Source organism: Brevundimonas subvibrioides (assembly GCF_027271155.1).
Taxonomy (GTDB): Bacteria; Pseudomonadota; Alphaproteobacteria; order Caulobacterales; family Caulobacteraceae; genus Brevundimonas; species Brevundimonas subvibrioides_D.
The window spans coordinates 2,622,475-2,637,143 of the sequence record NZ_CP114542.1 but is presented as its reverse complement, the minus strand read 5'-3'; the positions used below and the strand labels follow the sequence as shown (position 1 = coordinate 2,637,143).

8 protein-coding genes are annotated in these 14,669 nt (G+C 64.7%); 4 read left to right on the top strand and 4 right to left on the bottom strand.

The features are described from left to right. The first annotated feature begins 37 nt into the window (after window positions 1-37). On the top strand, window positions 38-3,172 hold the full coding sequence (locus O3139_RS13265) for a TonB-dependent receptor domain-containing protein (protein ID WP_269514532.1): 3,135 nt from the start codon (window positions 38-40) through the stop codon (window positions 3,170-3,172). 25 nt (window positions 3,173-3,197) lie between these two features. Further along, on the top strand, window positions 3,198-4,526 hold the full coding sequence (locus O3139_RS13260; RefSeq protein ID WP_269514530.1) for an alpha/beta hydrolase family protein: 1,329 nt from the start codon (window positions 3,198-3,200) through the stop codon (window positions 4,524-4,526). Window positions 4,527-4,684: 158 nt separating this feature from the next. Here the strand turns inward: O3139_RS13260 and O3139_RS13255 are convergent, their stop codons facing one another. Next, window positions 4,685-7,483 (bottom strand): TonB-dependent receptor, encoded by a 2,799-nt coding sequence (locus O3139_RS13255; RefSeq protein WP_269514529.1) that lies wholly within the window; start codon window positions 7,481-7,483, stop codon window positions 4,685-4,687. Between the two features lie 462 nt (window positions 7,484-7,945). On the opposite strand from O3139_RS13255, the gene O3139_RS13250 reads away from it, so the two are divergent. Further along, the gene (locus tag O3139_RS13250) at window positions 7,946-9,289 is read left to right on the top strand and encodes an MFS transporter (protein WP_269514528.1); all 1,344 of its coding nucleotides are present in this window, start codon (window positions 7,946-7,948) and stop codon (window positions 9,287-9,289) included. Beyond that, entirely contained in the window at window positions 9,289-11,139 is a 1,851-nt protein-coding gene (locus tag O3139_RS13245; RefSeq protein ID WP_269514526.1) for a hypothetical protein, read from the top strand. Before O3139_RS13250 ends, O3139_RS13245 begins: the two co-directional genes overlap by 1 nt. 9 nt (window positions 11,140-11,148) lie before the next feature. Here O3139_RS13245 and O3139_RS13240 read toward each other — a convergent pair whose 3' ends face one another. The 3 genes from O3139_RS13240 to kdgD form a co-directional block, all read right to left on the bottom strand. After that, complete coding sequence (locus O3139_RS13240; RefSeq protein WP_269514525.1) at window positions 11,149-12,723, bottom strand: carboxylesterase/lipase family protein; 1,575 nt, start codon at window positions 12,721-12,723, stop codon at window positions 11,149-11,151. 11 nt (window positions 12,724-12,734) lie between these two features. Beyond that, on the bottom strand, window positions 12,735-13,637 hold the full coding sequence (locus O3139_RS13235; protein ID WP_269514523.1) for a LysR substrate-binding domain-containing protein: 903 nt from the start codon (window positions 13,635-13,637) through the stop codon (window positions 12,735-12,737). Between the two features lie 69 nt (window positions 13,638-13,706). Continuing rightward, window positions 13,707-14,651, bottom strand: a complete 945-nt coding sequence (gene kdgD / locus O3139_RS13230; RefSeq protein ID WP_269514522.1) for a 5-dehydro-4-deoxyglucarate dehydratase — start codon at window positions 14,649-14,651, stop codon at window positions 13,707-13,709. Window positions 14,652-14,669 lie beyond the last annotated feature (18 nt).

The following is a 14,669-nucleotide window of genomic DNA, read 5'->3' as shown; positions in this document are numbered from 1 at the left end:
CGTGCCTGAAAACAAAAAAGACTTTGGGAGGATGAACATGAACACCAAAAAGACTGCAATGCTGGCGACCACCGCCGCTGCTGCGCTGCTGAGCCTGGCTCCTGCAGCCTGGGCACAGACGACCTCGCAGACACCCGCGTCCGTGCCCTCGACGACCCAACTGTCGCAGGCGGCGCAGTCGATCGCCGATCAGGCCGAGGACAATGGCCAGGCTGGCGACTCGGTCGGCGACATCGTGGTCGTCGGCTCCCAGATCCGGGGTGCCGACGTCACCGCCGCCCTGCCGGTCACGGTGCTCAGCGAGGAACAGATCCTGGCGACCGGTGCCGTCAACGGCGATGACCTGCTGCGCTCGATCCCCCAGATGGGTGACGTGCTGTTCAGTGCGGCCAACAACCCCCAGACCTCGAATGCGGCGCGCGGTGATGTGAACTCGGTCAACCTGCGCTCGCTCGGCGTCGGCAATACCCTGGTACTGCTGAACGGCCGCCGGATCGTGCAGCACCCGACAAGCCAGGGCACCTCCGACACCGGCACAGTGCCGGTGCTGTCCTACAACTCCAACGCCATCCCGGTGACGGGTCTGGAGCGGCTGGAGGTTCTGCTGGACGGGGCGGCTGCGATCTACGGTGCCGACGCCGTGGCCGGCGTGGTCAACACCGTGCTTCAGGACGACTTCGACGGACTGAAGATCAACACCCAGTACGGCGGGGCAGAGGGTACCCACCTGCGCGAGTTCAACATCGGCATCTTCGCCGGCAAGGACTTCGAGCGCGGCAACATCTCGGCCTTCATCGACTACACGGATCGCACGGCCCTGCGCGCCGAGGACCAGCAGTTCACAGCCACTGACAACCTGCGTTTCCTGTTCGCCAATGATCCGGACTTCGCGTCCAGCCTGACGCCCGACGCTCGCAACACGCGGGGAGCCTGGGCCAATCTGGCGGTGGTCGGGGCGACGACGGCGATCCGTCGCGGCACCACCGCCCTGACGACCGCGGCCGGTGCCTTCCACATCCAGCCTACTGCCCTGACCGGATGCCTGGTGCCCAATGGCGATATCTGCCTCGGCTCGGGTGCCCTGACCTTCAACGGGGTCCAGCGCGACCTGCGGTTCGATACCGCACCGGGCACGACCATTCTGCCGGACACCCAGCGGTTGAACCTGTTCCTGACCGGTCACTATGATCTGACCGACAGCATCACGGCCTTCGGTGAACTGGGCTACTACACCGCCGACACCCAGCGGATTCAGCCGCCAGTGATCAACCTGAACACCCTGACCATCCCGACAACCAACTACTGGAACCCCTTCGGCCCGGTGACCTTCGCCGACGGCCGAGCGAACCCCAACCGCATCACGGGCCTGACCAATGTTCCCGTCCAGGGGCTGGCCATTACCCTGAACCAGTACCGTTTCGTCGATGCCGGCTATCAGCACGTCGACGTCACCAACTACCAGGCCCGGGCCCTGGCAGGTCTGCGCGGCGAATGGCGCGGCTTTAACTGGGAGACGGCGCTGGTCTATTCGGAGGCCGAGGCTGTTGATGAGTCTGACGCGGTCAACACGACCGCGCTGCAGGCCTCGCTCGCCCTGTCCACCCCCGACGCCTACAATCCGTTCAGCGGGGGTTGCGTGAACCAGCCGAGCTTCGGCGACTGTTCGCCCAGTTCGCAGGCGGCCCTGGATGCCATCACCTTCCGCCTGAAACGGGAATCGCGCACGACCCTGACGATGTACGACTTCAAGGTCTCGCGCGCGGATCTGTTCAGATTGCCCGCTGGCGACATCGGCGTCGCCTTCGGCTTCGAGGCCCGGAAAGAAACCCAGAACGACAACCGGGACGCCAATCTGGACGGCACGAACCCGTTCCGGGATTCCGTCACCGGCGCGGTCCAGCAGTCGAACGTCATCGCCGTCAGCCAGAACCCGGATACGCACGGCGAGCGGACCGTGACCTCGGCCTATATCGAGTTCGCCGTGCCGGTCGTTTCGCCCGGGATGAACATCCCGCTGGTCCATAATCTGGAGGTCCAGATCGCCGGGCGCGCAGAGCACTATTCGGACTTCGGCGACGTGGCCAAGCCCAAGATCGCTGCCGCCTGGGACATTTTCGATGGCCTGCGCCTGCGGGGCTCCTACTCAGAGGGCTTCCGCGCGCCGAACCTGGAACAGGTCAACACCGCCACCTACGGCCGCCTCTCGACCAATCCGGACTATATCCGATGCGAGGCTGACCTGCGGGCCCGGAGGATCGCTACCTTCGGAGCCTGTTCGCGGTCGATCGGCGCGTCGCTGCTCGTCTCGGGCAACCCGGACCTCGAGCCGGAAGAGAGCAAGAACCAGTCCTACGGCGTCGTCTTCCAGCCGCAGTTCCTGCCGGCCGAATGGGGCAGCTTTACCTTCACCGTCGATCGCTGGCGGATCCAGCAGGAGAAGATCGTCGGCCTGTTCGGCGGCCCGAACGCGGTCGTGCTGGACTACGCCGAACGGGTGCAGGGACGGTCCAATCCGCTCGTGACGCGCGCGCCGGTCAACGCCGACGACATTGCCCTGTTCGCCGGCACCGGCATCACGCCGGCAGGTCAGATCGTCTCGATCAGCGACCGGTTCGTGAACCTGCTGCCCCAGGACGTGGAAGGTCTGGACATCGGCTTCAACTGGCGTCTGCGCGGTACACCGTGGGGTGATTTCCGGGTCAATGTCGATGCGGCCAAACTGATCAAGTTCGGCCGCGAGGCTGGTCCTGCGGTCGACGAGCTCTATGCGGCTCGCACGGCAGGGATCATCAATGCGGCCACGCCACTGCCGGACTCCAGCGACTTGCTGGCCCAGAACGGTCGGCCTGAATGGCGTTTGTCGGGCTCTCTGACCTGGAGCCAGGGCCCCTGGCAGTTCGGGGCCTTCACCCAGTACATTTCGGCTGTTGACGAAACGGGCTTCCTCGACGCCGCCGGCAACGCCTGGGAGGTCGAGAGCCAGGTCACCGGCAATCTGTACGGCCAGTATGAGTGGGAAGACGACGCAGGCATCGTTTCCAACAGCCGCATTCGCTGGGGGGTGCGCAACATCACCAACGAAGCCCCGCCCCTGGCCTCATCCGGCTATCTCGGCTCTCTCTATCGCCCCTATGGCCGCTACTGGTACGCCAGCCTGGCCAAGGAGTTCTGAGTCCATGTCGCGACGGCCGGGAACGATGCGTGTCGTCCTTTCGATCCTGGCCGCCGCGGGCCTGACAGGGGCGGGTGTGTTCACACCCGCCTCCGCCCAGGCGGTTGATCCGGAGCCGGCCACCTGTCCTTCCAGTCTGCCGGAGGGGACGAGTTGCTCGTCCGGCCGGTCGAGCGACGGTGCCTGGTACTGGGTCGCCTATCCCCGGGACTGGAACGGCACCCTGATCGTCCACGCCCATGGCGGCCCGCGAACAGGCGAGCCCCAGCGCGACGATCCGGTCGAGGATCTGGACCGGTTCTCCATGATGGTGCGTGCAGGTTATGCCTGGGCCGGATCCACCTATCGTCGGGGTGGGTATGGCGTGCGAATGGCGGCGCGGGACACCGACGACCTTCGTCAGATCGTGTGGGACCATTTCGGCAAGCCTCGGCGCACAATCCTTCATGGCCAGTCCTGGGGCGGCAATGTCGCGGCGAAGGCGGCCGAACTGTATGCCGTCGCAGCGGACGGCAGCCGAAACTACGACGGCGTCATCCTGACCAGCGGACTGCTGGCCGGCGGTACGCGGGGCTATACGTTTCGTGCCGATCTGCGCGCCGTCTATCAGTTCTACTGCCACAATCATCCGCGCCCGGACGAAACACAGTATCCGGTCTGGCAGGGATTGCCCGAGGGGGCTTCCATGTCACGAGCAGACCTGTCGGCCCGGGTCGAGGCATGCACCGGGCTCAGCCTCGCTCCCGAGGCCCGCACGCCAGCGCAGGCAACGGCGTTACGCAACATCCTGTCGGTGACCGGCGTGACCGCCGACAACCTTGTGGCTCATCTGGCCTGGGCTACCAATCTGTTCCAGGACCTGGTCTGGAATCGGCTGGGCGGTGCCAACCCCTTTTCCAACGCCGGCACGACCTATGTGGGGGCGGACGACGACGTCGCCCTGAACCAGGGAGTGGATCGGTTCGAGGCTGACCCTGCCGCAGTCGCGGCGCTCGCCTATGACGCCGACCTGACCGGCAACATCGTCCTGCCGACCCTGACGCTCCATGCGCGCCATGATCCGACCGTGTCGGTGTCCCACGAAGCCATCTACGCCCGCACGGTGGCCATGGCCGGTCGATCCGACCTCCTGAGCCAGGTGTTCACGACTGAGGCGCTACACAGTCGTCTGAGCGCTCCACAATACGCAGCAATACTGGCCGCCATGACTCATTGGCTGGACACCGGAGAAAAGCCCTCGGCATCGAATGTCCTGGCACTATGCGAGATGTTCGTCGAACGCCATGCCGAACCATGCCTTATTGATCCCGGCTTCAGCCCGCGGCTGGAAGGGGTGTTGTCAGTCCAACGCTAAACGGTCTCCGCACCGCCAGAACAGCTGGTTGGGTGGAGGTCGTCCACTCCATCACGTCACAGACTAGGCCGGACACGGCATGCGTCCGCAAAAATGAGCCGGCCCTCTTGCGAGAGCCGGCCCTGAGATCGCTTGCCTTGGGAGAGAGCCTGCGAGACCTAGAATGTGTAGCGGAGTCCGGCGAAGACCTGGCGGCCGGTGTGGCTATAGACGTTCAGGCGGTTCGAAGCGTCGACGTACTGGTCGTTGAATTCGTCGGTCAGGTTGATCCCTTCGATGCTGACCTTCAGCGCGTCAGTAATGTTGTAGGAGGCCTGGGCGTCGAAGTTCAGCGTCTCGTTAGTGCCATGAACGGTGTTGCCGTCGTTGCCTGGGACCTGGGTCAGATAGCCTTGACGATAGGCCGCCGACCCGCGGATCGCGAATCGATCGGTCTCATAATACAGGGTCAAGTTGGCCGCATTCTTTGATAGACCGACCAAGGTCTCATTGATGGTCGGAGCACCTGGCACGGCCGATGTCAGGTACTCGATGTTGGAGTCCACGAATGTGTAGTTGGCCTGGACACCAAAGTTCTCAAGCCACCCCGGCAGGAAATCGAGACGCTTCTGGGCGTTGAGCTCGAAGCCTTTCAGCGTACCGCCGGGAGAATTGACCGGCTGGGTCACCACGAAAAGGTCGGTCGGCAGGGCTGTCGTACCGGTCAGTAGGCTATTGGGCAGGTTCAGTTGGTTGAATGGAATGTCCTGGCGCAAGGTTTGAACGAACGTATTGAATTTCTTGTAGAAAATACCGACCGCGAACAGGCTGTCGCGATCCGGATACCATTCCAGCGACAAGTCGACGTTGTCGGACTTGGTCGGGGCGATGTTCGGGTTGCCCGACGAGAAGCTCCGGTTCGCCCCCTGGATGCCGACGTCACCGCCGGGGGTCAGGGTAGAGATCGACGGGCGGGCGATTGTCTGGGCGGCCGACAGGCGCGCGATCACGGTGTCGGTAAGGTCGACGGCCAGGTTGGCCGAGGGCAGGAACATGTCGTAGTCGCGGCGCGCCCGGGCCAGTTCGATCGAGGTTCCGACTGCGGCAAAGCCGTCGGAATACTGCTCGGTGAGGACGTAGCGCCCGCCGACATCGCCACGCCAGGAGAGACCAAGGGCGTCGAAGTTGAAGTCGGCCTGGAAGTAGGCTCCCATGTCCTTCTCATCGACCGTGATGTACTGGCCGCGCGCCGATGAGTTATTCAGCCCGGTCAAGGCGTAGATGCCCGTGTTCGAGTAGATATTGTAGGTCGCGATGAATTTGGCCAGGTCGGGTGCCAGCCAACTCGTGGCGTTGCCCGAGGGCTGGCCGAGGTTGCGGCCGAAGCCCGAAAACACCCTCGAAACGGCAGCCAGTTCGGCGGCGCTCAGCGTTTGAACTACAGTCTCGGTGGTCCGGTATTGACCCTCGGAGTCGAAGTGGAAGCGACGGAAATCGACGCCGAACTTCAACGTGATGTTGTCGTTGGCGTCGAACTCGCCGAACGCCTTGGCGGTCGAAAAGGTATTGATCACTTCATTCGGGCGAATCCGGACTTCCGAGGTGCCATTGACCATCGACCAGTTGGCCGGATCCGTGACGTCGAAGCCCCAGTTGATCGCGGGTGCCCGGCTGCGGAAATCGTAGGAAAAGCCGTTTGTGTTCTGGCGATCGAAGGTCACGATCGTCGAGACGGGGTTCGAGAAGTTCGAACGCGAATAGCCCGCCAAGAAGCCAGTGCGGAAACGATCGGTCCAGTTGCGGTTGGCGCTGAAGGTGTACTGCTGAAACTCGGTCTCCAGCTCGTCGTGGGCCGATTGGGTGCGAACATCGACTGCGTCCAGATTGGCCTGAACGATGTTGCGGCCCTCGACCACGCCCGAACGGATGATGGTCTGGGGCTTGCCGGCACCCCCGCGGCTAAGGCCGATGGCCTGGATCTGGGATTCATCTCGGGTCGACTGGACGTCCGAATAGAGGACGTCGAGCGTCAGGGTCGTCTGGTCGTCCGGACGGAACTGGAACGATCCGGTAACGCCAAGCCGCTCGCTGTTGTGGTCGTACTGGACGTAGGCCGGGATGCGCGGGTGATACAGGGCCGTCGCGGTATTCGTGTCGTTGATCTGGCTGATCGTATAGCCGCTCAGGGTCGAGGCGGTGTTGAAGCCACCGTTGGCACCGCCGAAGGTCCAGCGCGTGATGTTGGCGCCTTCTTCCAGGATGTGGCGCTTCTCGTAGGCGACGGAGACCAGGGCACCCAGGCGGCCCTCCAGCCACTGGTGTGATGCCAGAAGGGTCAAGCGAGGCTGCACTTCGCGTGCGAGGTCATTGTAGCTGCCCTGCACGCCCATCACGAGCGTCGGATCACGATAGTCAAAGGGGCGAGCGGTTTGAAGATCGACGGTAGCGCCCAGCGAACCTTCCTCGACATCGGCCGAGGCGGTCTTGCGCACCGTCAGGCTGTTGAACAGTTCGGACGCGAACATGTTAAAGTCGAAGCCGCGCGTGCGGTTGGTGCCGCCCGAGTTGACCGTGCCACCGGTGGTGGCGATGGCCTCCATGCCGTTGACGCGGACGCGGGTGTATTCCGAGCCCAGTCCGCGCACCGAGATCTGGCGGCCTTCGCCGTTCGAACGGGAGATCGCTACGCCGGGAACGCGTTGCAGCGACTCTGCGAGGTTCAGGTCGGGGAAGTCGGCGATGTCTTCCGCTCTGATGACGTCGACGACGCCGCTCTCGTTTCGCTTGGCGCTGATCGCGCTCTGCAGGCTGGCGCGAAAGCCGGTGACGACGATCTCATCGACCTGGGTTTCATCGTCCTGCCGGTCGGTAGGTGCAGGCAACGTCTGGGCGTGGGCGGTCCCTGCGGCGGCGAAAGCGAGCACCAGGGCCGAGGCTCCGGCGCGAAGTGAAACGTGAAATTGCTGCGTCGTGCGCATCGTCGATACCTCCCCATGTCGCCCGCTGTCGCGGATCGTTATTGGCCGACGCGAAAAGCGCCTGTGATCCAGACGGCCCGCAGGACAGCTGAATTTCGAACGGACAATAGGGTTGGGCGACCGCCGTAGGCCAATCCCAATCGGGCATGAACCGATGCAGGACGTGAACCAATCCAGCCCCGGATTGGCGTTTGGCGCATAGATGAGCCTCTTCCTCGGCGTTTAATCCATAGCGATTAGCTTACATTTCTCGCGCATCAATGCGCCTTCTGGATTGGTCGATAGCGGTATTGGCTTGGACCGGTCGCCGGGCGGCTTCTAACGTCGGCCGGATTAAAACGCCCCCAGAGGCGGCGGTCGGTGCCCCACGGCACCTCGGGAAACGCAATCGTTCAGGCGTCGGGCTTCGGCTCCGTCATCCGTCCAGCCGCTTCCCGCCACATCGAAGGAGGAGCCGCGACCATGACCGACGCCCCCGTAACCAGGCCGACCGGCGGCAAACGAACCCACGTCCGCTTTCTGATCCTGCTGCTGGTCTTCCTGTTGACCACCATCAACTATGCGGACCGCTCAACATTCTCGATCGCGGGGGATGCCGCATCAATCGACTTGGGCCTGAACCCGATCCAGATGGGCTACATCCTTTCGGCCTTCGCGTGGGCCTATGTTCTGGGCCAGATTCCGGGTGGGGCCCTTCTGGACCGGTTCGGCACCAAGCTGATCTATGCCATTGCCATCGCTACCTGGTCCTTTTTCACGCTGGTCCAGGGCTTCTCCGGCTTCCTGACCGGAGGCGCGATCTTCGCCGGCCTGTTCGCGATGCGCTTCGCCGTGGGCCTGGCCGAGAGCCCCTCCTTCCCCGGCAACGCCCGCCTTGTCGCCGCCTGGTTCCCGGGCTCCGAGCGCGGCTTCGCCTCGGCCGTCTTCAACTCGGCCCAGTATTTCTCCCTGGTCGTCTTCGCCCCCCTGATGGGCTGGCTGGTGCACACCTACGACTGGCACTCGGTCTTCTTCGTCATGGGTGGACTTGGCCTTCTCGCTGCCGTCGTCTTCTGGAAGCTGATTCACAGCCCCGTTGAGCACCCGTCGGTGAACCAGGCCGAGCTCGACTATATCGAGGCCGGCGGCGGCCTGATCCGTATGGAGGACAAGGTCGTCAAGGCCTCCGCCTTCACCTGGCCCAACGTCAGACAGGTCCTGTCCAGCCGCATGCTGATCGGCGTCTTCATCGGCCAGTACGGCATCAACGTCCTGACCTATTTCTTCGTCACCTGGTTCCCGATCTATCTGGTCAAGGAGCGCGGTCTGAACATCCTGGAGGCCGGGTTCGCGGCCGCCGCCCCGGCGCTCTGCGGCTTCGTTGGCGGCGTGCTGGGCGGCGTCATTTCGGACGCCATACTGAAGCGCACCGGCTCCCTGACCCTGGCCCGCAAGACGCCGCTCCTGATCGGCATGATCCTGGCCTCGACCATCATCGCCTGCGTCTACATCCAGCAGGAGTGGCTGATCGTGGTCGTCATGGCCGTCGCCTTCTTCGGCAAGGGCATCGCCTCGCTTGGCTGGGCCGTGGTCTCCGACACCTCGCCCAGGGAACTGGTCGGCGTCACAGGCGGCATCTTCAACACCTTCGGCAACTCGGCCGGCATCGTGACCCCGATCGTCATCGGCTACATCGTCGCCGCCACCGGCTCCTTCGACGGTGCCCTGTGGTTCGTGGGGCTTCACTGCATTCTCGTGGTCGCCGCCTATTTCCTGATCGTCGGCAAGATCGAGCGGTTGACGCTGAAGCCGGTGAGCGCCGCCTGATGGCTTCCAGCCGCAGGTCGGTGCTCGGCGGCGCGGCCGTAGGGGCGCTCGCCCTCGCCGCCGTGCCCTGTGCCAGGGCGGCGACGTCCCGCCTGACCGTCTCCACCCCCATGTCCCCGCCGGCCTGGGCCCTGCTTCAGCGCGAGCTTCTGCGTGCCAACGCCGAGGCCTGTCAGGCCTTCTACGCCCGCTATTTCGACGAGCGTGGCTACTTCCTCTGCTTCGAGCGCTGGGGCGCCAACGACGGCCCCGACGACGCTATCGAGAACTTCAACGACTGGCCCCTGCTCCATGCCCTGGGCGGCGCCGAGATCGTCAAGACGATGTACACCCAGGGCTGGGAAGGCCACCTGCGCCAGTTCACAGCGGCGAAGACCACCGAGGTCGAGATCGCCCGCGAGGGCATGTTCTACAAGGAATTCAACGTCCAGCTCGATTGGCAGCACCATGCCGAGGAGATGACGCTGTTCCACGTCCAGGGCCTGTCGGACCCGAACAATCCCCGCTTCCACGACCGCGCCCGCCGGTTCAGCGCCCTCTACATGGGCGAGGCCCCCGACGCTCCGAACTACGATCCCGAGCACAAGATCATCAAGAGCCTGATGAACGGTTCGCGCGGCCCGATGCTGCGAAAGGCCACGGCCCTGGACTGGGCCGGCGACCCGTTCGACACCTCAGGCTTCTTCATGGAGCACGGCGAGGACACCTACGATGAGACCCTGCATCACTACGACGAATACACCGACGTGGTTGGCGACCATCCGCTGAACCTGTTCGCTACGACCCTGGCGCTCAACGCCTTCATGATCGACCACGAGCCGAAGTATCGCGACTGGCTCATCGGCTATGTCGACGCCTGGGCCGAGCGGGCGAAACAGAACGACGACCTGCTACCGTCCAATGTAGGGCTCGACGGCGTCATCGGTTCGGCCGCGGACGGAAACTGGTGGGGCGGGACCTACGGCTGGGGCTTCTCCCCGGTCAATCCCGTCACCGGCCTGCGCGAGGACCGCAGCCGCGTGCTGCGCACCATCCTCGGCTTCTTCAATGCCTATCTGCTGACCGGCGACGACAAGTATCTCGACACCTGGCGGAAACAGGCCGACCGCCTCAACGCTGCGAAACGCACCGTCGACGGCCAGGTCCAGACCCCGACCATGTACGGCCCCGACGGCTGGTACGGCTGGAAGACCGGCCTGCACCAGACCAACAGCCTCGACATCTGGTGGTTCTCGATGAAGGCGTCCGACCGCGCCCGCGCCCCGGACCATCCCTGGGTCGCCTTCCTCGAGGGTCGCAACCCCGACTGGCCCGAGACCGCCCTGCGCGACGGCCTGACCCAGGTCGCCGCCCGCGCCGAGCTCCAGCGCCAGGATACAACGACGCCCGACACCCGCCTCGCCGACGCCTGCCTCGACATCAATCCGGCGCGCGTCACGGCCCTGATGCAGACCATGATGGGCGCCATCCACATCAGCCGCCCGGGCTGGTCTCCCACGACAGCCAACGCCGGCGGCTCACCGTTGTACGCCCGCCTGCGCTACTTCGATCCCGACACCCGCCGTGCCGGCGTGCCCGAGGATGTCGCCGCCCTCGTCGACCGCATGACCGACGACGAGACCGCCGTCACCCTCGTCAACCTCAACGTCACCCGATCGCGGAAAGTCACCATTCAGGGGGGGGGCTACGGCGAGCACCAGATCCGCTCCGTCACAGTCGGCGACTCGTCTCAGGCCGTGAATGCCGCGACCTTGACCCTCGCCCTCGCGCCAGGTTGCGGGGCACGCCTCATCCTCACGATGGACCGCTACGCCAATCCACCGACGCTTCGCTTCCCCTGGGATCGCTGACGCGCCGGGTCAGGTCCCCGGCTTCAGGAAAGGTGCGACCTGGAACAGACGCCGCTCGTCTGCGCGAGGATCGTCCATCGGCCGAGTCTCGACGTCGAAGATCATCGTCGGCCGCCGTTCCAGATCATAGGGCGCCCACGTCGGGATAGCGGCATTGTTGGGATCGCCGGTGCGAGCGAAGGCGATGAAGGTCTCGCTCATCCGCCGCGCGACCTCCAGAGCCTCGGGCCCGGTCCCTGTCTTCGACGTGGGTTGGTGGCAGTTGTCGAAGGCCAGGGCGATGTCGAACGCATGGTAGGCCCCCAAACGCGGTTCGACCGGCGAACCAAAATCCAGTTGGTACATCCAGGTCCTGTCCCCGAGGCGTGCCCGCTCCTGTGCCTGAATCAGATGCCCCGGACGTGACCGGCCGCAGGTCGCGGCGGCGAAGAAGACGTCGACCGGCGACATCTGGGGGAACCTCGCCCTGTACCATTCTACGACATATTGCGCGTTGAGGTCGACGACGAACTCGGGCGCAAGCTTGGCCGCTACCGTGTCCCAGGTCAGGCTGAAGTTCCGCCCATCGCTTGCCGTGAAGGCCCGTGCCTCGTCGTGGGTATTGCCGATGATCATCGGAATATGCGCGCTCTCTCTCGGCGCATCGGGAACGAACGGATGCCTCGGCAAGGTGTCGTGGTCCATCACAGACCAGAAATAGATGCCACCCTTCTCGATCGGATCGTCCATCGCAAGAGCCTCGACCAGCCGTCCCATGGGCAGGGTCGCCAGCTCCCCGGCCCGCTCCGGCGTCAGGCCCAGATGATCGAGGAAAGCCCGCATCCTGAGTTCGGCATGCTGCGGCCCCATGGCCGTTACATGTTGGCCGCTCATGGTGATGACCTTGTGAAACAGGCCCGCCGCCGACGGCATGGCCATCAGGGTCACCAGCTTGGCCCCGCCCCCTGACTGGCCGAAGACGGTGACATTCTCCGGGTCGCCACCGAAGGCCGCGATACTGTCCCGGACCCATTCCAGCGCCAGCATGATGTCGAGGTTGCCCACGCTGCCTGACCGGGCGAAGTCGCTCGTCAACTGCCCCAGCCCGTTGTAGCCGAAGACGTTCAGCCGGTGGTTCAGGGTCACCACGACCACGTCCCCTCGCCGACACAGGGCGACGCCGTCATACAGTGGGCTCGAACCCGACCCGTTGGCGTGGGCTCCGCCGTGGACATAGACCATGACGGGTCGGCCCGCTCGACCAGAATGGCCCACATCGGCCAGCGCCGGGGTCCAGACGTTCAAGAATAGACAATCCTCCGACTGGTTCGCCTCTTCGGATTTCTGCGGGCTGGCAGCGCCATAGGCTGTAGTCTCCAGCACATCCGTCCAACGCTCGGGGACCACTGCCGGCTGGAACCGCCTTGGCGCCGAATCGGCTCCGTAGCGGATGCCCTTGAAGACCCTGATGTCGCGATCGAGGAACCCCCTCACCGGTCCGTGCCGTGTCATGGCCACCGGCGCTGACCCCTCTGCGTGAACGCCTCCGGGCAAGAGCGTCGCCAGAGCAACCGATCCGGCAACGACGCTGCGGCGGGTGGGCATCGGTGGTTCTCCTAGCCGGCCGGCAAGTCCGCTACCTGGGCCGAGATAAGGTCCAGCAACGGCTTCAGGCTCGGGTTGTCGTTGTCCTTGCGCCAGGCCACAAACAGCTCAACCGGGCGCGGGGGGAAGGTCTCCAGCGGGCGGAACGCCACCCCCTCGAAATGCAGTTTGGTGGCAGCCTCGGGCACCGCCGCCGCCCCGATCCGGGCGTGGACCAGGGCCAGGATCGAGTGGATCTGGGCCATGTACTGGACGTAGTTCGGCGACACCCCGGCCTCGTCGAACATGGCCGTCAGCATGGCATGGAAATAGCCGGCACCCTCGGGCGCATAGGTGATCATGGGCAGGGCATCGAAATCGGCCAGGGTCAGCCGGTCTTTCTCCAGCCGGGGATCGCCGCCCGGCAGGGCCGCGACCAGGGGCTCGGTCAGCACCCTCACCTTGTCGAACTCCGGCCGGGTCAGAGGCGGCCGCACCAGCCCGAGATCGATCCGGCCCGTCAGCAGGGCCTCGACCTGCTCGCCGGACACCAGCTCCCTCAGGGTCAGGTCGACATTGGGCAGTCTGGTCCGCGCCAGATCCACGAGGCTGGGCAGGAAGCTGTAGCCCGAGGCCGCCGTGAAGCCGATGGCCACCCGGCCCGCGTCCCCCTTGCCGATGCGCCGTGTCGCCAGAGCCGCGCTCTCGGCCAGCCTCAGGATGCGTTTGGCCTCAATCAAGAACGAGCGCCCAGCGGGCGTTAGCCGTACCGAGCGACTCGTCCGGTCCAGCAGAACGACGCCGAGGATCCGCTCAAGCAACTGCACCTGACGGCTCAGTGGCGGCTGCGTCATGTTCAGCCGCTGTGCGGCCCGACCAAAATGCAGTTCCTCGGCGACGGCGACGAAGCACCGAAGCTGGCTCAACTCAAACATGACCCGTCCCGCCTTCTTTCAGGCGGACGATGCTAGGCGCTCCGGGCCGGGCCGGACAGGCCACACTGCCTAGCCGTTCGCCGCCAGCTTCGGTGCCGCCGGCAGAACGCGTGCGATCAGCGAAGACAGCTCGGCCAGCTCGACGTCCGACAAATCGACCAGCGGGGTCCGGACCGGCCCGGCGGTCCGTCCGATGGCGGTCATACCCGCCTTGACGATCGACACCGCATAGCCTTTCCCCTTGTTGCGAAGGGCGATGTACGGCAGCACGAAATCGCGCAGGCCAGCCATGATCGTCGCGTGATCCCGCGCGCGGACCGCCTTGTAGAAGTCCAACGCGAACTCCGGCATGAAGTTGAAGATCGCTGACGAATAGGTCGTGACGCCCATTTCCAGATAGGCTGGGGCGAAGGTCTCGGCCGTCGGCAGGCCTCCGACATAGGTCAACCGGTCACCCATCCGCGCGAAGACCTTCATCATCAGCTCGATGTCGCCCACGCCGTCCTTGAACCCCACGAGGTTCGGATTGCGATCGCACAGCCCTTCGAGGGTGTCCTCGTTCAGCACGGCGTTATCGCGGTTGTAGACGATGACGCCCAGATGGGTGGCCTTGCAGACTGCCTCGACGTGAGCTGCCAGGCCTTCCTGCCCGGGCACCATCAGATAGGGCGGCAGCAGCAGGATGCCGTCAGCCCCACTGGCCTCGGCGGACTTCGCCAGATCGACCGCGATGGCTGTGCCATATCCGCAGCCGGCCACGACCGGCGTCTTGCCCGCTGTTTCCTCAACCGCTGCCTTGACGACGGTGACCACCTCTGCGGGCGTCAGGGAGAAGAACTCGCCCGTACCACCCGCTGCAAACAGGCCGGCCAGTTCGTACTGCAGCATCCATGCGCAATGCTCGCGATAATCCTTTTCCACGAACTGATGCCGGGCGTCGAAATGGGTCACAGGGAACGACAGCAGGCCACCACCGATCGTTGCGGCCATTTCCGCAGGCGTCATTCTGGACATGGAGTTCCCTTCACTGTT